Raw genomic sequence first — 18,636 nt, forward strand, 5'->3', positions numbered from 1 at the left:
CATGAACCAGCTTGAATTTCGTCGGGGAGAGAAGGCTTGAACCCGACCACCTGGTCCCGTCTATAACAACGACGGCGGTGTCAAGGGCGAAAAATGGCTTCGACGCCTTTGGGTGGAAAGGAGCGCCATTTCGCTCTCGCTGGAACATAGACTCTTCACAATGACCAAGACCCGCGGTTTGCATTAATCCCTGCGGTGGCAGCGTGCCCCCACCATCCATCTATTCGGTCTGTTCTTCCGACCATGATTATTTATTCAAACTCCCAGGCTTTTCTGGGAGACAGAGCGCCCATTCAAACCAACGGCCTATCGTTCGGCCACAGGACCAGTCGGGCTACCCCGCATGCGAGTTACTCGGATAGCCACTCTATTGCGTAAACTTCCGCAGCGGTGAACTGGTGAAGCATTACAGGAGAGTTATCCGGCGTTATGCCGATCCAATAATCGAGTTGCCCGAGTCCCTTTTTCAGAGGGGTGAGATCAGCCATGGTCTGGCGCTGTTTGTCGCGAACCCGAAGTTGAATAATAAGTGTGTGTGTGCTCTGCAACGTGTCCACATACACGTACTGAGAATCGTTTGACCAATTCACGTTATCACCAGTAATAGAATCCGCAATGCTGGTCCAGTGCTTTGCTTTGATATCGAACAACATCAGCTCACGGGTTTGGGGTTTGAGTGCAGCAATGAACTCCCCTGATGGAGACCACCGTGCTGTACGAAAGCCGTTTGTATCCGGTAAGATTTCTTCCATTCCGGTCGTCAAATCAATGCGCCGAACCCAACATGAATGTGTTTCTTCACAGGAGATATTGCCATATATAAGCGCTTTGCCATCGGGTGACCACGTTGGCGCTCCTTGCCCATCTGTTCCGCTAGCAGCTTCCTTGAGCGGTCCTCCATCACGATCCACAAGAAAAATTCTCCATGGTTTGCCGGACTCTTTACCCATGAAAGCAATTTGTCGTCCATCTGGGGACCAAGCGGAAAATTCGGTTTCCATGGGAGGCTTGCTCAATCGAATAGCATCGCTGCCATCGATTCGACTGCGCCACAGGGATTGATCCGCGGGTAACACGTAGGTCATCCATTGACCATTGCGTGAAAAAGACAGGCAATCGGCTGAAAGCCCCAAGAGAAATGCCTGGAAAGTTTTCGACCGTGAATCATATTTGAGAAGTTCGCCACGGTTCGGGTCGGCACTCAGCATAAAAAACTCATGATTATTTTTTCCTGTTGCAATATCTCCAATTTCCGACATTCGGATGGGAAGTCTGGATTCCGAGATTCCCGATCCATTTCGCTTGGCTATAAATATCTCTGATTGGCCATTCACCTCGCGTTTGTTATAAATAAGATTCTTTCCGCCCGGTGTCCAAGCCCAAGTTCCGCAACACTCTTTTCCAAGCGGCAGTTTTCTAGGAGTTATGGCGGCGGAGTCACTCTTGGTAATATCCAATTCCCATGGTGTTTCACTCCGAGCTGCATAATCCATGAGCACGGTCCACAGTTTCTTTCCATCTGGAGACCACAATAAGCTGCGAGGAATGAATGAGAATGTATTAATGACGCGGGCATGGCCGCCATCAGAGTCGCAAATGGAGATTGATGCCCCATTGATGCAAGCGATTTGATGGTTATCGGGAGACCAACGGGCAGAATCACAAAGCATGTCGCCGACTTGATGTGGCGTCCCTCCTCGCACCGGTAGAATCCAAAGCGGTTTGCCACCTTTCTCTACCGTTCCGCTGAATGACGTAATCAAGAGACTCTGGCCATCATTAGAGATATCCTGAATTTCGACATTTGCAAAAGGAGTCTCTAATGTGTAAGTCGGCCCTCCGGCCGTTGAAGAGGCTACTGCGACTTCCCGATTTGCTTCAAACTCGTTGAAATACAGGGTTGAACCGTCAGTGACCAAATTGCTCTTAAGACGCCCATCTTCAGTAATCTTATGAAACCGACCAATATGAACAGCTGCAGGTGTATGCATGATCGTTGCTCGAAAACCAACCACCGTCAAGACGCCGAGCACACTGGCAGCAATGACAATCAGCTTTCCTCTGCCGCGCAAAACACCGCAAGCTGTGACCCATAAATTTTTGGTTTCCGTCTTGCCTGGCAAAGGGTTTTCTACGCTGTGTTCTGGTGGTTCCTTGCGAATCGTTGGTGCCAGAGTTGTGAGAGGGATTATGACGGATGACTGACTTTCTTCCGAATTGTTTGGCACCCCATTTAGTTGCGACGGGAGCTCCGCTTCGGTAGTTAAATAATTGTCTTGAAGAAGCCAAGCGTCTAGTTCATGCTTAAAAGCAAAAACCGCCTGCTTTTGCCCGCCTGGGACGCGGTGCACAGGAAGACCACGCTTTTCCCAACGGCTTACAGTACGTTCAGTCCGTTTTAAGTAATTCGCAATTTCCTTCCAGGAATCCAACCTGTCATTGGATGAGAGACTTTCTTTCATCTTACTCGAACCCGCCTGAATATCTATTTTATCTGTTCTGAGCAGCAACATTAAGGAGAATAAGAGCGCGCTCATAAACCGTTTTCATCATATTCTGGTTCATTCGCACATTGTGATCCCATAATGGAACACCTGCCCCCAGCGCATGTATGTAGCTTTTATCTTCTTGAAACAGATCTATTGGTTAGATTTACGTGCGCCTAGCTAACACGGTGAAAAGTAAGGCCGATGTCCTCTTTTGACTTGTATTGTCCTGTGCTGTCTGTTTGCCTCTAAGCCATTCGAGCCTACAACATTTGTGAACCGGCAAGCACTCGCCGCTTCAAAACATCCTGCAACGAACGCGATCAAGTGAATGGCTAAGTGTCTCAGCGTGCAGATAAAGGCGCAGCTCATCGCTTGCAGCACGATGCCGGATCAATCCGAAAATGGAGGCGATATGAGAACTCGATATGAAATGTTTTGTCGAGCGTTAGTCTTATCTGTTCTGTCTCTCTTGATGTTGGGCACGAGACAGCTTTCTGTGGCCCAAACTGCTCCACACCCGTCTTACGTCGAGAATGGAACGCTCTATTCTGCGACGGCAACCAACGACTTTTCTCAAAAAGCCGCGGAAAATGTCTCGCGCATTCTGGATCAAAAGCCGCAAAAGAATAGCGTGCTTTATCTTACCAATTCAGACGAAGGCTCCACCGATGCCGGCACGGGGCATGATCTCTTCTTGCTCAATAGCGATAACCAAGTTGCCCATCTGATTGCGCAAAATGTTGTATCGGCAGTATTGTCCCCCGATGCAGCAAAGGTAGCGTTTTGGAATGAAGAACACAAAGTACACATTGTTACTTCTGACAACATGCCCTTGCTGGAAATCGAGGGTCACGCGGCAGCCCCGATTTTCTCGCATGATGGCAATCTGGTGGCATATCAAAAATTGGCTGATTACAGTCCGGACGGGGACCCTCACAGCCTATTTGAGTCTGCCAAAGGAATTGCAATTCACGATCTGCGAACAGGCGAGGATCGGCTTGTAACGACAGGGGGCATGGATGACTTTGAGCCGATTGGATTTTCCTTGGATAAGACCAAACTCTACTTCAATTCCAGTCGTCCTTCAGAAAAATCGCCTCAAGCGCATGTTGCGTCATTGTGGGTCGTTGACCTTAGAAACGGCAAAACAACTCGACTGACAAACATACAGCAGGCTGACGGACACTCCTCCGAGGAGTTAACACCCATAGTCAGCCAAAGTGCGATCTGGAGCTCTGATCACAAGACTGTTATTTCATCGAACAACTCCAAAGAGGGTGTTTGGATCTTCAACTTTTCCGAAGATGGCGGATTGACATCTGCGGCTCAAATGGGCGATGGCGACTCTCCACAATGGGTGGTTCCCGACAAGAGTGTGGTGTTTCACACTCTGACAGACGGCAAGAGCGCCTGGCGGCAGATCAACTTGCGGTAACAAAAACAGTACAAACACAACCTTACTGGAGATTGAGATTATGAAAACTTATTCATCGCTGCTTCTATTTGTAGCGTTTACGATGGGTGGCGTCAGCGCAAACGCACAGGCGCTTTACCGCCTGCCACTTGCTTCAAATCCCGGCTACAGCGCCTGGTTCGATCATGACACAAGCACCTCCCTATTGCGCTACGATTGCAATACCACTTTTCAATACAACGACCATCATGGCACTGACTTCGCATGCTCGACTGGGACCAACGTTTTTGCCGGTGCCACAGGCACGATTTATTTCACGACAAATGGCTGCCCTGACGGGTCTTCACCGACCTGTGGTGGAGGATACGGCAACCACATCAGGCTCCAAGCAACTCGTGACGGGCGTGTAAGCATATATGCACATCTTGAAAGTGGAACATTGACGTCGCTTACAAGTGTGGGGTGCGGGTTTCTAATCGCACAATCTGGTGCCTCAGGAGATGCGACAGGCCCTCACCTCCATTTTGAACTTTGGCAAAACACCAGCATAGGAACGCGGCTGGATTTCTTCGGTGGCGCATGTAATTCCCCAAGCTTTTGGGTCAATCAAAATGGAGGATTTCCAACAACAACCTGCCAATAAATGTTTGCTCTTCTGAGCCAGCCTGCCGATGAGCAAAATTCGCTCATCGGCAGGTGAATTTCATTCTCCTAGCAAACTTGTAAAAGGACCTGGCCCAGCACCAGAGGGAACTGCCAAACAACTTCTCCTCGTGTTTTGGGCGGTCATCCCCTCTACTGGCTTATGCACGGAACATCTCCAAAGATGGAGCTTGGTAATTCACTGCAGTTGGGAAAATAAAACTTTATTCAACAACCAATGTCAAATTCAGTGATCGAGTCGCATGGCCGTCGTTCGCGGTAACGATTAAAGCATAAGTTCCTGATGGAGTTCCATTATTTGCAGAAATGGAATTTTGCTGCGTTGGACCGCCAGCACACGAAATCGTTGCTGCAAGAAGCGCGACTACCATTAACACTGAGATACCGATTCGATGCTTTGGCTTTCCCATAATCAAAATAGCCAATACAACTGTACCCAATAATACCGATGCAAGCTGGCCAAGTTTTCCAGTCCTATTGACCGTACGGGCTGTCGCGTGTGGGGAAGTCGGCACCATTACATCGAATGAGATAATCCCATCCGCGATGGGCTGAAGCTGAGATGGAGAGGCCACACAAATCTGACCTGGAGGAGCACCTGTACACGTTATCTGGATCGGAGAAGCATATCCGCTTATGCTCTGTAGCTCTAAATGGAAAAAACCTGTTTGCCCAGCAGTTATGTGAATTGTAGGACTAGAAGTTGATTGAACTCTTATCTGATAATTTGTTGCATTTCCAAGAAGACCAACAACAGCAAAATTATTAAATGGATCATTGCTATGTATTTCAATTCCCCCTGATTGCAAGCCTGTCCTAGCTGGCGTAAAAGACACATTGAAGCTGCAACTCGAATTAGGATTGATGGTTGGAGGGCAGATCCCCTGGAGAGAAAACCCAGCGCTACTGGTCACAGGCTGTAACTGAGCAGCTACATTTCCGGTATTGAATACTGAGACCTGTTGTGATTTAGAACTTGTCCCAATAACCGTGGGCTCAAATTGCAACTCTGGGACAGAAACCTGTACAGCAGGGCCAACCGCATTCCCCTCAACAGTCAACACATGAGGGCTCGCGGTCGTATTATCAAAAAGTTGAATTTGCCCCGATTGAAATCCCGGATGTCTGGGGCTGAAAATCACCGTTAACGGAAAACTGGTGCCGGGAGCAATTTGGTTGAAAGGGACTTGAGTCGTAAAAAACTCTCCTGGCATACTAATGCCACCAAAGAACAAAGCGCTTGTCCCAGAATTAAATAAATTTATTGTTTGAGGTGCTGATTCCTGTCCAAGAGTCAGGTCTTGGAAATTGAACCCCGATGTACTCACACTGAAAGCAGGCGTGCCAGATAGAACTGTGGTGAACATATCGGTGACGCTTCTCACATTACCCCGTGCATTAGCAGCACCCGCACGAAAGTAATATGTGGTATTTGGCTGCAACCCATTTGCAAGGGCCGACAGTATGTGATCAGCGCCATCTCCGATTGCATCCAATAGATAGAGGTTCGTCACTTGGAAGTCTGGTGTTGTTGAGATCTCGAAATAAGGACTAGTACTGGTAAAATTCGCATTGAAGATGCCATTAAGAATCGCCGATCTGTCGCCCACCCAACTCGCACCTCCCGTCGCCGGGGTCGGAAAAGGTATTGACGGAGTATTAACAATAAGTGCAGAAGAAGATGAAGTGGTCCCTCCTACTGTCACAACGGTAATAGGTCCAGTCTGAGCATTTTCGGGAACCTGTACCGTTAAACTGGTGCTTCCCGTACTGTCGGCAATCGCAGCAGGTATCCCGTTAAATAAAACTGATGTGACACCAAGCAGATTTGTACCATTCACAGTTATGAATTGCCCTGCACTGGCACTCGTTGGTGAAAATCCTGAAATCACGGGTGGCATACTGCTGTATACCGCCGTTAAAATGTGATTAGTATCCATTGTTATGTTTGTAAAGGCTTGAGCGGATACAGGCACTGCCGTACTTTTCGCGAATGAAGAAAAATGTATTACACCATCCAAAAGCCAGTGATCAAATATGTTGTTCCCAAGTTGGGATGGGACAGCAACATTCACGGTAGTATTCTTAATAAAATTTAACTCTGTCCCTTGAAATCGACCAATCAAATCGAACGGATTTACTGTAGCTCCAAGACCGTCATCGGGATTGGAAGATCGTACTTTCAAATTGAAGCTGTCGAGCGGAGATCCTGTTACAGTAGAACCGGGAACATAAGAAAAATACTCATTGTCGTCTACTTCTATCGCGTTGCAGAATAAGTAACCAAGACCAAGAAATGTACCAGCATCTCCAAAAGGGCGGCGGCTTCCATTGTCGGTGACGATTGAAATTTCATTATTCATCAGGCGCTTTATTAAAGTTCCGTCCGGATGTGCATGGCTATTCGATAAGAGTGATCGTGGTACTGATATTACGCCCCCCATGAAATAGCTGGCCATCTCTTCGTGTGAGATAGTAATGACATTTTTAAAATCAAACTGATCATGAGCTAAGGCTACGGTCTGGTTATATGGGTTTCGCAAAACATCCGGAGATGCTATTCCATCTCTATGAATCGCAGCGCGGTGTTCATCAGGACCGCGAATGAGATAGACAACTGCATTGCCTCTTTCCTGCACAAATGTACCAACGGGGTGCGATGGGAATGAGCCATTTACAGTAAATTGCTCAGAGCTGCCGTCACGACAGAGACGCTCAGTTATACCAACTGTCTTGGAGATCAGTCCCCGTACTTGATTTTTGCCTTCATATACAACAAAGTGCAGATGATAATTTGGATCAGGGTTGACGCATGTTTTTCCTAAATATCCAATCAAATTTTGGCTCGTAACATGCATTCCAGGAAAAGCGACAACAGTATCTAAATGAAGATAGCCACTCCACCATTGGGGGTTAACGCTATTAGGGTGAGCGACTAATACAGCGTGACAGCTGGCTGCAGTTCCCGATCCTCCCCACTCCACTACATCTCCATCTGCAGCTGCAAATACCTGGGCAAGAGCATCATCATCTCTGCTACTGCTATTGGGGTTATATTTATTAATATCCCATGCATTGGTATCATCTGCCGCTCCGTAACCGCCTCCCACGATATGGGCTCCCGTGCCTGGGTGCTGAAGGAATTCCCACGTGCTATCTCTGACGTCTGAATGTGTAAATCTTAGCGGCCCTTCCAATGGAGATACGACCTGGACAGGAGCTTGCGCAATACTTAATGAAGAGAAAGCAATTATTCCTGCAATGATGCGGATTATCTTCATACCCCCTCCGGGCTGGGAGCATACCTCGACTAATCTTGTGATCTCATATTTTGAAAAACTGCCTGCTCAAATGAGCTTTGCCTAAGAAACACAATGTAAGAGGTATTTTTTCGCGGAAAGTATACCAAATACTGGTACTGAAAACCACTCATTGGCCCCTCTGGTAGTGGTACAGTTTGTGAATCCGGTTCATCGCTGCGCGATGAACGTCTGCCTAAAGGCCCGCGATTCGTGAGCGAATCGCTAGACGCTGAATACTGCTAGTGGGTCAGTTTTTCAAACTGACCCACTACAGCCCCTCTGGTGAGGACTTCACAACCTCGTTGCAGACGGTTCGTGGAAAGCTGTTGAGCTGTTTGGCTTCTGGAGGCTTTCTGTGTCGTAAACTTACCGATGAAGAGCAGTTTCATGGAACTGCTCGACACATCGACAGTGACTACTATTGGTCAAAATGCAACAGAGGCGGTCGGTGCTCGATTGTTTCGTGATTCCTCGCCTTGCTGCTCTAAAAGGCATTTTTCTGTTAAGGGAACTCGACAACCCGCCATTCATCGAGCTTTATCGAATGCAAAATCTGCGTCGTGTTTTGATCATAATGGGTCGGTTATTGGTATACGGGCAAAGGAGTCCATGAGCAGCTCCTGGCTGAGGCGCCGGATTTGCCGTTATTGGTTAACCCAAATGTTTTTTTCGCCCGTGAATGATACTCCGAGTGCAACAGGGCAGTAAGCGCCGAACAGTTATTAACGTTTAGGCTGCTATCCTTTAATAAGGTCGGACGGTATTAAAGGATCCCTGAATTGCCCCGGGCGGACCCTGAGGGGGGTGCTATTTGGTTGGCTTTTTGGATGCTTTGCCGATGGTACGGAGAGCGAGAATCGCCGGGTAATTGCTCGGGGATTTCCCCAATGCTTTCATGTGCTTGGTGACCAACTCGTGCTCCTCGTCGGAGAAATAGTAGCGGACATGCTTGGTCTTGGTAGGCGCATGTAACCTTTGAATGCGAAGCTCGGGTTCGAGGACTTCGCGGATAAAGTCGCTGATGGATTCCTTTTTATGAAGGCGGGTCAACTGCTCAAGCTTTTCGTGTTCCGTGGGCGTCAATTCAATTTCAAGGGTAAGCTTTTGTGGCTTCTCCTTTGACTTGCTGGCTTCCTGCAAGAGCAGGTCGGCAAAGAATTGACTGATGCTGATGTGATTGTCACGGCAGTACTGCGAAATCTTCTTATGTTCCTCCTCGGTCAAGTTCGTGTAGAGGAACCGTTCGCGGATGCCTTTGCCTTGACTTCGTTTTACCGTGGCTACTGGCCGTTTGGGTGTTTTTAACACGGGGGTAAGTATTAAGGATTTTTAAAGTTGATCTGACACCGAATCATAAGATACGTGTACAGACCAAATCAATGACATTATTGCCGCAGAATCTGTTGGATATTGAACCGAAATAGGGGCATAAGCGGAACGATGCTGGCGATGATTGCCAGGAGAATTACGAGAGTGGCGCTAAGTATATAAATCGTAGGATCTAATGCCGTAACGCCGTAGAGCATCGAGGATAGAACTCGGCTCAGGCTGATCACGATGACTGATCCGATGAGGACGCCGCCTATAGTGGCGAAGAGACCAAGTCGGCTGACGAGAAAGGCTGTCCGAATAGGCGTTGCTCCGAGTGCCATGCGGATGGCGATTTCGCGGCGTCTTTGTGTGACTGCATTTGCCACAACCCCATAGATGCCAAAGACAGCTGAGAGAATTCCGATACCGGCGAAGGCGGTTAGAAGCGCTAAGCTTGCATGGCGTCCACTGAGATAATTTCTGCTCAAGTAGGCGTCCAGAGTCTCGAAGCTCTCCACTGGAAGGTCTCTGTCAACATCTTGGAGTGCTTTTAAGGCGGCACTCTTGGCCGCATCACTTGAGAGAGTGGTATTGACAACAAAGGAAAGGGCCGGCGATGGATCCTGATACTGGGGAACGTAGACCTGCATCCATCTGACCTGGCGCTCTGGTCCAAAGTGTTTGATTTCTTTCACCACCCCAATTACCTCTCGCCAGGGGCCCGGTTCGCCCGTGAAGAGTGCCATGCGGAGATGTTTTCCGAGAGGGGTTTGGCCGGGCCAGAGTTTGGCCGCTAGAACATCGTCCATAACTACGACTGGCGAAGTGCCCTGGCGATCGGCATTTGTAAAATCGCGTCCTTCAAGAACAGGAAGCCGCATCACCTGAAAAAAACCTGGCAAGATGGATTCTTCTTCCACGAGCAGTGGTTTACCAAAGAGTGGGGATTGCGAATCTGGGTCCATGCTATTGACCAAGGCTTGGCTCGTTAGGGGCAGACTCGAAATTCCACTCACTAATTGCATTGCGGGTAGGCTGCCGAGTTTCTCAACTGCTGTTTTATAGAGACTCAATTGTTTCTCAGGTTCTTTGTAGCGGTTGAGAGGGGGCGTGATTTGAAAGGAAAAAACATTGTGCGGGTTGAACCCCAGATCAACTTTTTGCACTTCGTAAAGACTTTTGATAAGCAATCCAGCAACTAACGCCAATCCGGAGGCGAAGGCAACCTCGCTTAAGATCAGGATGCCGCGTGGGAGAGACCGACGCCTGTTCGAGGAACCAGGCTCGCCTCTGAGTTCGTTGCCGATTTTGAGCCGGAAAGCATAGAGAGCCGGAACAAGAGTGCTGGCCAAGGTGGCGCACAACGTCATTGCTAGCGTGAGGGCGATAACTCTGAGATCGATGTTGGTCTCGTGAAATCTTTGAGCGGCATTCGGGAAACGGTCGAGAAAGTACACCAGTCCCAATTTGGCGAAAAGTAAACCGAGTCCTGCTCCAACAATTGCGAACATCAGGGCTTGCAGGAGCAGTTGCCGCAACAGGATTGACCGTGGAGAACCTAAGGCCAATCGAACGCTTAATTCTTGGGCACGTTCGAGGGCAGCAGCCAGGAATATTGTCATGACGTTCAGGACAGCCAGCAGGAAAATGAGACTGGAAGCAAGAATGAGAAGGAGCAGGGGCTTGCCACTACCAGAGATGAGGTTTTCAGTCATACTCTCAACTCTGATACCCATGTCTTTAGTTGTCGCAGGATATTGAGAGGCCAGCCGGCTTGCGATCGTGTCCATTTCTGCTTGGGCTTGCGCAATGCTTACATGGGGTTTCATGCGCCCAAGCGGAAAAAACCAGCGGGTGTCTCGCTCCATGATGTGGGGCTGGTTGAGCAAGGGGCCATTGGTTACATAGACATCGGAGTACGTGAGGACATTGATGGGAGTGGGCTGCAGGATGCCGATAATTGTGTATTGGCGGTCGTCCAATAGCAGGTCTTTTCCCAGGATGGACGGATCGCCACCGAACTGGTGCTGCCAAAATGCGTAAGTCAGGATCACAACGCGGTTGGCGCCGGGTTCATCATCGGCGTTGGTGAAATTCCGGCCAGAGGCGGTTTGAATTCCCCAGACATCAAATCCTGATGCGGAAATTCCGACAACCTTAATATGTTGGGGAGGCCCTTGCCCGCTTAAGGTCGCGGAAAAGAAATACATCGCAGCCATGCTTTCAAACAAGTGGCTCTGCGCTTTCCAATCCAGGAAATCGGCATAAGAAGTCCCGAGCTGTCCGCCTGTTCGATTCACTCGGGAATGAAGCCATACGACGCGGTCTGGCTCATGTATTGGGAGGGGGCGCAGAATGATGGCGTTGACCGCGCTGAATATTGCGCTATTTAGACCGATGCCGAGCCCCAAGGCTGCGAGTACTAGAATGGTCATTCCCGCCCGCTTGCGGATGAGCCGCAACGTGAACTGGAGGTCTTGAATCAAGGAATGCATTCCGGGAGAGCGCTTTCGATGCGCCTGCTAGCGTGAAAACGCGCCAGAGGCAGGTAGGTGCAAACCGAGCATATTACTATGCGGTAAAGACTGAATGTCAAGAAAGAAAAGGAAAGTGTTTGGGGGGTAAAATGCGCTGAAGTCTTCGGATACATTTTTTGCGTGCAGTGCTAACATTTGCCCTACTTAAAGGAGCTGAGGCCCTCGGTCGCGGCTCGCGATATGCTCGTCCAGAGACTCAGCGGTAACACAACCGGAAGATCGGGGTAAGGTCGAAGCATTCGATCATGCGCCCAGGTCTGCGGTCCCAATCTCGGCCAAGAGTTGTCGAGACCGCAGAGGCCCGGGGTTCGCCTTCTCCTGATTCCGGGGTTGGTTTCTTAAGGTTTGGGATCAGGCTTCCAAATGGGCGACCTGGCCTGAGCCGCGGTTCTTTGTCTGTATGGATATTAGGAAATAGGTTTACAGATGTCAAGAAGCTTCGGTAACTCAAAAAAGGCTTGTCCCAAATCAGGAATTCTAGGAGATGAGATGAAAACGAGAATCCAAATTGTAATGATGTCAACTGTGGTTGCGGCGATGCTCAGCTTTCCAAGCGCCGTATCAATGGGGCAGTTTGCATTGGTTAAGGCAGGACCAATAGATGCACCACAGGCAGGGCCTGGGCCTGCGTGTCCTGGAGTCTGCTCCGTGCGTTGAACCATGAGAAAATTCTGTACCCTTGGGTACGGGTTTTCTTATGCAAATTGCGACCTTCATTTTTGGCTTCGCAGCCTATTTCTGGCTCCTGATGATCGTCCACCGCCAAGGCGTCAGGAAGCAGTTGCCGTGGTTTGTCTTTTACCTGTGGTGGGAATGCTTGATAACTTTGGTCCAGTTCGCGTTTTGGCTGTTCAGCCATCGCTTGTATTACAACGCTTATTGGTGGATAGACGCAGCCGAGATCGCCTTGATCGTCGCAGCTGTGCGCGAGAGTTTTCTGCGCATTTTTCAGGGTTTCACTCGCAAGCCTGGATTCCGTTGGTCGGTTTGGATTGTGATTGTCGGGGTGGTAGCTTACTCGGCATGGAAGGCCGTGTACGCTCCGCCCCTTCAAGTGAGCCGGCTCTACAACTTTGTGTTTGGTGCTGAGTTTCTTTTTCGATGGGGCTTTCTTGGGATTACCCTTTTGACGGTAGTGCTAACCTTTCTGATGAGGGAAGGCATTACGCGGGAGGATGCCGTTGTAACTGGCTTTGGCATAGCGGCAGGTGCTTTTTTGCTGTACTTCGGCAGTTTTTCCTTGTTTGGCATGAAATACATTTTCTTGATCAAACACATTCCCTCTGTGGGATACTTTGTAGCTGTGTTCTGGTGGATTTATGTTTTCTCGCGTCCGCTAAGACAGTTCGGGTTCGAAGAGTTGGGAATGGGGCCTGATGAAATTCGGAAGGCGTTGCGGCGTTACCGGGCTTCCGGTGAGCAACTGTAAGAAAGGCAAAAGTCAATGCTAAGTCTGTTTGCGATCCTGCCCGTAATACTGGCTATTGTCCTGATTTCCGTATTAGTGCTTATAAAGAAGATTCAATATCCTTCACCCCTCGTCTGGGGCTGTATTATCACGAAAGTGGTGCCCGCGCGGGCGCATCTCGTCCTGGATTACAACAAGCAGCTTGATGATGAGGAGCCGATTGAAGATCGATTGGGGCGAAAGGCGCGCCGGCAGCAGTTGAAAGTTAATTGGGGATACCTCCGTGGTGAAACGAACAATACAACGTTATTTCTTCAGGCTCTCCGCTTCGAGGGGCTGAAGATTAAAGAAAGTAAGCGCGGGCTGAAGTATGACCCGCAGGAAACGGCTATCGTGGCATTGATTGATGAGGCCACAGGATTAAGGTGGCAGCAGGTTCGTTGGCAAGTGACTCTGTGGTTGCGCAGCGCGTTGGGATTGAAGATTGATCGGAGCGTGTTCCTGACTCTGCTGGTGCATTACAAGGACGTTGAGGAAGGAATGTTAGCCTTGGCAGAAGTCGAAGGGAAATGGCTCAAGGACATGCTGTTGGAAAGGCTGGGGCTTACTGAGTGGCGGTTAATCGAAGGCGGTCAATCCGACCCCGACCTTGCATAAATGATGAAGTCGCCAAAGCGAAATGTAATTCTTTCGTTCTTTCGTGTGCGAGTTCTTATTCCTGTTTTGAGAGGTTTTTTCCTGACTCTGGCGACCTAACATTCAGCGCCCCGAATCATTTCATATTTTCAAGGTACTTGTCAGCGCGGTGGTGGGGGAGCATTGTAGACGACTACTACCTGCTGCGGTTGCTTGCTGGCAAGAATCAGGGCAATAATCCAACCGAGAAGCGTAACGCCGAACAGGATGTTAACAATGATAGCCGCGGCCTTATACGGGCTGTTTTTTCTGATGGCAGTGATGGTGGGCAAGAAGTATATGTATAAGACCAAGAATAAGGCAGCAACCGCGATAATCATTTCGATCGGAGTAAGATTGTGCAAGTTCGTATGATGCATATAGTGCCTCGATTTTAAGAGTTTATCCGAAGACCGGGAGCAGGACTTTTGCAATGCAACTCGGTCCTCGGAAAAATGAATGAGTTTGAATCACGCTGTTTTTGCTGCTCTGGCGTGGCTCTCAAATTCTAGACGGATTGTGAAATCATCCGTTAGCACAAGGCAGGCATCGTAGGTTGCGCTTCCATCTTTCTTCTTGAACCCTTTGATAAGTCCAGTGCGGCCTTTGGTCGCAAGCTGGCGGATGTGCTCATCGGTAAGCTTCTTGCCATTGATCTGTCCCCAAATGGAGAAGTTGCAGCCCTTCTTGAAGCGAGAGCAACCGGCACCCTTGATGGTCTTGCGTACTATGCCGGTTTTGCATTTCGGACAAGGCCCGTAAACGTTAGGGTTGGGGAGGGCAGCCATTGCTGGCCGCGTAGCGATGATTTCGGGAAAGATATGCTGGATGAATTGAGTGAGTGCGGCGGCGAAGACATTGGGGGGCATGGTTCCGCCCTGGATGTTGGCCAACTGCTGTTCCCAAGAAGCAGTGAGAGCTACGTCTTTGAGGGTGGGATGCACCTGACTGATGAGTGCTTTTCCCTTCTCTGTGGGGAAGAGACACTTCTTTTTACGCTCGATATAGCCAACCGCAATTAGCTTTTCGATGATAGCGGCGCGGGTCGCCGGGGTTCCCAAGCCGCTTTGTTTCATATAGGCGGCGAGATCTTCATCGCCTATCTCCTGGCCGGCATTCTTCATGGCGGTTAAGAGGCCGGCATCGTCATACGGCTTGGGCGGTGTGGTCTTGCCTTCTTTGAGTTGGGATGTTCGTTTGGCAACATTTTGGCCTTGGCGCAGCGGGGGCAAAGGCTCGATGTCATCGCTGGTCTTTTTCTCTGGCTCGGATTGAATGTTCAACACCGTCCAGCCGAATTCCTTGATGATCGAACCAAAGGCGCGGAATGAATGCTGGCCGAGTTCGATGATGGCGGTAGTATCATCACGGACTTCGGCAGGGAGAAAGATGCTCAAGAAACGTCTTGCAACCAGGTCATAAATATTGCGGTGCTTTGCTGGCAGATCGGATGGCGCGGCGTTGTGAGTGGGAATGATGGCGTGATGGTCGGTGAGCTTGGTATCGTCCACGTAAGTTTTGGATAGTTTGAGGCCCTTTTCAAGGGCCGTCAATGCGCTCTCGGTGGGAAGGTCGCTTTGAGGGTCGCTGGGTAAAGCGCGAATGATGTTCGGGAGTTCCGGGAGCATGTCATGCGACAGATGGCGGGATTCGGTTCGGGGATAGGAGAGCACTTTGTATTGCTCGTAAAGACTTTGGGCCACGTCGAGAGTTTCTTGTGCGGTGTACCCGAATCGCTTGTTTGCCTCTTTCTGTAGCGTGAGCAGGTCGAACAGAGGCGGGGCTTTGGTTGTTTTCTCTGTGGTCGTAACTGAGACGACGATGCCGCTTGGGATGGGCGAGATTTGGTCGAGAATCGCTTGAGCCATAGCGCGGTCTTGGAGGCGTGTTTGGGGATCATTGCCCGGAGTGATGTATTTGGCCGTAAACCCTGGTTCGAAGACCGCTTGGATTTCATAAAAGAGCGTAGGTTTGAAGTTTTCAATTGCGATTTGGCGATTGACGATAAGGGCCAGGGTCGGCGTTTGTACCCGGCCCACAGTGCATGTTTGACCATTGATTAAGGTGTAGGCGCGGGTGGCGCTCAATCCTACGAGCCAATCAGCGCGAGCTCGCCAAGCTGCGGCCGCCGAGAGATTGGCAAAGGCGCTGGCAGGTTTGAGATCACGGAAGCCGGCGCGGATGGCTTCCGGAGTCAAGGAGCTGATCCAGAGGCGATCGACAGGTTTGGATGAGCCGGTCAATTGATAGATGAGGTCAAAGATGTGCTGGCCCTCGCGTCCGGCGTCGGTGGCACAGACGATGCTGGTCGTGTTGGGTTGAAGGAAGAGTTTCTTAATGCAATTAAATTGTTTCTCGGCTCTGTCGGCGACCTGATACTTCCATTGAGCTGGGATCATAGGAAGTTGGTCTATCCTCCAAGGCTGTCCCCATGCGGGATTCATTTCCTCCGGTTGGGCAATTGTGACAAGGTGGCCGAAGGCGTACGTCACCTGGTAGCCGTTCCCTTCAAAGTAGCCGTCTTTTTTTTGATTGGCTCCTAGAACGGCGGCGATGTCGCGAGCGACACTGGGTTTTTCTGCGAGTACTACGATCATTGCTTTGACTCCTGGGATAAATGGTCCTGATCACGATTGAATAAAGTTTTGAGTTGATAAGTATCGTCAGCCGGGGAGAAGCTTTTGATAGCAAGGATCTCGTTGACGTAGCGGCGAGCGTGGCGACGCTCGATATGAACGAGCAGATGAATCGAGTCGGCGATATTGGCTTTGATCGCTCTGTAAGGCAGCTCAATTCCGCTTTGCAGGACACAATTGGCAAATCGGGAAAGCGCCTGGGCGGCGGAATTAGCGTGAATGGTGGAAAGACTGCCGCTGTGGCCAGTATTGAGCGCCTGCAGGAGATCGAATGCTTCCTCGCCTCGAATCTCTCCCAGGATCGTGCGCTCGGGTCGGTGGCGCAGGCTTGCTTTGAGCAGATCGCGAATTGTAACGGCTGGAATCTTTGGTCCCTGCTGCCGGCGTGCCTCAAAGCGGACGAGGTTGGGTTTGCGGATGTGAATTTCCGCTGTATCCTCGATCACCAGCAAGCGGTCTTCTTCAGGAATGAAGTCGGCCAGAATGTTGAGCAGAGTGGTTTTGCCGGTACCTGTGCCGCCACTGATAAGGATATTTTTTCTTTCGATGATGGCGTTTTGAAGGAGAGCGGCCATCGGTTCGGTGATTGTGCCGATGCGAATGAGGTCATCGATGGTGAAGCTGCGGGTATTGAATTTGCGAATGGTGAGGGTGATTCCATGAATGCTGCACGGCGGCAGTACGGCGGCAATTCGGCTGCCGTCCGGCAGGCGCGAATCGAGGATGGGTTTTTCTTCAGAGATGTCATCCCCCAGTGAGCGAGCGATGTTCTGGACGGCCACGCGCAATTGATCGTTAGGAATGGTGATGCCCTGGACCTTTTCTATGACACCCTGCTTCTCAATGAATATGTCTGTTGGTGAATTGAGCATGATTTCGCTGATCTCTGGATCGAGAATCAGATTCTCAATTGGTCGCAAGTAGGGCAGGATTAGCCTGAATCCGGGATGTATGCTGACTGCATTCATTTGTCTTTTCCTCCGGTTTCCGACTTAGTGGATTGAGGCAGACCGGGTGGAACAGCTTTGCGGGGGCGAACTCCTCCCCGATTTGTTTTGGTGTTGGCTGGATCAGACTTCCAGGTTTGAAACTCCGAATCCTGTTTCAAGGTTCTGCGGATGCATTCGGTGATGATTGCCGATGGCGCTGATTGATGCGTGGCCTTGAGGAAACGGGCATAGAGTTTGACATCGTTTGCTGTTTCCTCAGGCAGATGTACGGTCATCGAAACGTCTTTTCCCTGCGGTGGTATTTCAATAAGCGGCATAACTCTTGATTAACTCCTCATTCTGGGTTTGGTTGTCGATTGAAAGATGTTTGAATTGCGATTGATTCGCGTTTGCTCGATGCCCGAGGCTTGATTGGGCGAGCGCCCGCAGCCCAACCGACTTTCTGGCAAGCTCGTTTGCAGGTTCAATGAAACGATGCGCGCAGGTCGTCCTAGCGACCAGAGAAAACGGCAAAAACTCTTCGCTGCCTACAAGCGAAAGTTTGCGCAGGCCCCCAAGGGCCGGAGAGCCGTGATATGCCGCCCCCAGGCGGCGCAAGGAGAAGGAAGCGCCCCAGCGCTGACTGAGCCGTTCAGGGCACAAGCAGGAGCGAGTCCCAACGAGCGACAGGGGAAGGAGCGTTCCCAAACGCGACTGATGCGGTGCTTGGTCAAGCGCGAAGCGCGCACGACTGGCGGCCTGGGGTATGACCGAGCGAAGCGAGGGAATAGGCCGCCAGTCGGGCGCGGGAGCGCAGGCGGGCGTCTTCGGAAGCGGTGTATGGCCGAGAGCGCGGAGGCCAATCCGAAGATCCCCGCCTCTTAGATTTTGATTTTGGCCCTGGCCGGCGGGTGCCCTGTGAGAGCGCGGAACAGGGAGGCTGGCCTGGGCAGTGCGCAGTAAAGACGCTGGTTTGAGGCCGAGAGCGCGGAGGCCGGTTGCGGCTTTACGAAGCATCGGGGCGGTAGCCCCGCCTGGGATGCGAATGGGGCGAGCGCCCGCAGCCCAAAACGAGCATTCCGGCAAAGATTTTCCGCGTACATCATCGCGCACACCGTCGCGCACTTTGCGGCGCACATCGACTGCGCGATGGTGTAGGCGGTGAGCCATGCGACGGGGTGACTGAGCTTGGTGTGCCTTAAGGCCGCACCAAGCGGCGAGCAAGAAGACGGGGGACTCTGCCGAGAGGGTTGCTATGCGAGTGAGAGGATG

The 18,636-nt window shown here is 50.5% G+C and carries 12 protein-coding genes; 4 read left to right on the top strand and 8 right to left on the bottom strand.

Annotated elements, in window-relative coordinates; all coding sequences use genetic code 11:
- Positions 1–350 precede the first annotated feature (350 nt).
- Positions 351–2,537, bottom strand: a complete 2,187-nt coding sequence (locus LAO76_02860) for a hypothetical protein (protein MBZ5489853.1) — start codon at positions 2,535–2,537, stop codon at positions 351–353.
- Positions 2,538–2,817: 280 nt separating this feature from the next.
- On the opposite strand from LAO76_02860, the gene LAO76_02865 reads away from it, so the two are divergent.
- A complete protein-coding gene (locus tag LAO76_02865; protein MBZ5489854.1) occupies positions 2,818–3,924 on the top strand; it encodes a hypothetical protein in 1,107 nt (368 codons plus the stop codon).
- A gap of 40 nt (positions 3,925–3,964) precedes the next feature.
- Positions 3,965–4,546, top strand: coding sequence for a M23 family metallopeptidase (locus LAO76_02870; protein ID MBZ5489855.1), 582 nt, complete (start codon positions 3,965–3,967; stop codon positions 4,544–4,546).
- Positions 4,547–4,769: 223 nt separating this feature from the next.
- Here LAO76_02870 and LAO76_02875 read toward each other — a convergent pair whose 3' ends face one another.
- The 3 genes from LAO76_02875 to LAO76_02885 form a co-directional block, all read right to left on the bottom strand.
- Positions 4,770–7,847 carry a choice-of-anchor D domain-containing protein gene (locus LAO76_02875; GenBank protein MBZ5489856.1) on the bottom strand — a complete coding sequence of 1,026 codons (3,078 nt, stop codon included), beginning with the start codon at positions 7,845–7,847 and terminating at the stop codon, positions 4,770–4,772.
- Positions 7,848–8,675: 828 nt separating this feature from the next.
- A complete protein-coding gene (locus tag LAO76_02880) occupies positions 8,676–9,176 on the bottom strand; it encodes a hypothetical protein (protein ID MBZ5489857.1) in 501 nt (166 codons plus the stop codon).
- Between the two features lie 77 nt (positions 9,177–9,253).
- Positions 9,254–11,665 carry an ABC transporter permease gene (locus LAO76_02885; GenBank protein MBZ5489858.1) on the bottom strand — a complete coding sequence of 804 codons (2,412 nt, stop codon included), beginning with the start codon at positions 11,663–11,665 and terminating at the stop codon, positions 9,254–9,256.
- Between the two features lie 748 nt (positions 11,666–12,413).
- Here LAO76_02885 and LAO76_02890 point away from each other — a divergent pair.
- Both LAO76_02890 and LAO76_02895 read left to right on the top strand, forming a co-directional pair.
- Positions 12,414–13,145 (top strand): hypothetical protein, encoded by a 732-nt coding sequence (locus tag LAO76_02890; GenBank protein ID MBZ5489859.1) that lies wholly within the window; start codon positions 12,414–12,416, stop codon positions 13,143–13,145.
- A gap of 15 nt (positions 13,146–13,160) precedes the next feature.
- Positions 13,161–13,781: a hypothetical protein gene (locus LAO76_02895; GenBank protein MBZ5489860.1), complete on the top strand. Its 621-nt coding sequence runs from the start codon at positions 13,161–13,163 to the stop codon at positions 13,779–13,781.
- A 140-nt stretch (positions 13,782–13,921) separates the two neighbouring features.
- Here the strand turns inward: LAO76_02895 and LAO76_02900 are convergent, their stop codons facing one another.
- From LAO76_02900 to LAO76_02915, 4 genes are all read right to left on the bottom strand, one after another.
- Complete coding sequence (locus LAO76_02900; GenBank protein MBZ5489861.1) at positions 13,922–14,140, bottom strand: superinfection immunity protein; 219 nt, start codon at positions 14,138–14,140, stop codon at positions 13,922–13,924.
- A gap of 129 nt (positions 14,141–14,269) precedes the next feature.
- Positions 14,270–16,396, bottom strand: a complete 2,127-nt coding sequence (locus LAO76_02905; protein MBZ5489862.1) for a DNA topoisomerase 3 — start codon at positions 16,394–16,396, stop codon at positions 14,270–14,272.
- On the bottom strand, positions 16,393–17,403 hold the full coding sequence (gene tadA, locus LAO76_02910; GenBank protein MBZ5489863.1) for a Flp pilus assembly complex ATPase component TadA: 1,011 nt from the start codon (positions 17,401–17,403) through the stop codon (positions 16,393–16,395). The genes LAO76_02905 and tadA overlap by 4 nt, the downstream gene beginning before the upstream one ends.
- The gene (locus LAO76_02915; protein ID MBZ5489864.1) at positions 17,400–17,702 is read right to left on the bottom strand and encodes a DUF2274 domain-containing protein; all 303 of its coding nucleotides are present in this window, start codon (positions 17,700–17,702) and stop codon (positions 17,400–17,402) included. The genes tadA and LAO76_02915 overlap by 4 nt, the downstream gene beginning before the upstream one ends.
- Between the last annotated feature and the right edge of the window lie 934 nt (positions 17,703–18,636).

This window comes from Terriglobia bacterium (assembly GCA_020072645.1).
Taxonomy (GTDB): Bacteria; Acidobacteriota; Terriglobia; order Terriglobales; family Acidobacteriaceae; genus Angelobacter.

Excerpts from the sequence above, each read along its gene's own strand:
- LAO76_02860 (MBZ5489853.1), bottom strand. The coding sequence starts at position 2,537 with ATGAGCGCGCTCTTATTCTCCTTAATGTTGCTGCTCAGAACAGATAAA.
- LAO76_02865 (MBZ5489854.1), top strand. The coding sequence starts at position 2,818 with ATGGCTAAGTGTCTCAGCGTGCAGATAAAGGCGCAGCTCATCGCTTGC.
- LAO76_02870 (MBZ5489855.1), top strand. The coding sequence starts at position 3,965 with ATGAAAACTTATTCATCGCTGCTTCTATTTGTAGCGTTTACGATGGGT.
- LAO76_02875 (MBZ5489856.1), bottom strand. The coding sequence starts at position 7,847 with ATGAAGATAATCCGCATCATTGCAGGAATAATTGCTTTCTCTTCATTA.
- LAO76_02890 (MBZ5489859.1), top strand. The coding sequence starts at position 12,414 with ATGCAAATTGCGACCTTCATTTTTGGCTTCGCAGCCTATTTCTGGCTC.
- LAO76_02895 (MBZ5489860.1), top strand. The coding sequence starts at position 13,161 with ATGCTAAGTCTGTTTGCGATCCTGCCCGTAATACTGGCTATTGTCCTG.
- LAO76_02900 (MBZ5489861.1), bottom strand. The coding sequence starts at position 14,140 with ATGATTATCGCGGTTGCTGCCTTATTCTTGGTCTTATACATATACTTC.
- LAO76_02905 (MBZ5489862.1), bottom strand. The coding sequence starts at position 16,396 with ATGATCGTAGTACTCGCAGAAAAACCCAGTGTCGCTCGCGACATCGCC.
- tadA (MBZ5489863.1), bottom strand. The coding sequence starts at position 17,403 with ATGAATGCAGTCAGCATACATCCCGGATTCAGGCTAATCCTGCCCTAC.
- LAO76_02915 (MBZ5489864.1), bottom strand. The coding sequence starts at position 17,702 with ATGCCGCTTATTGAAATACCACCGCAGGGAAAAGACGTTTCGATGACC.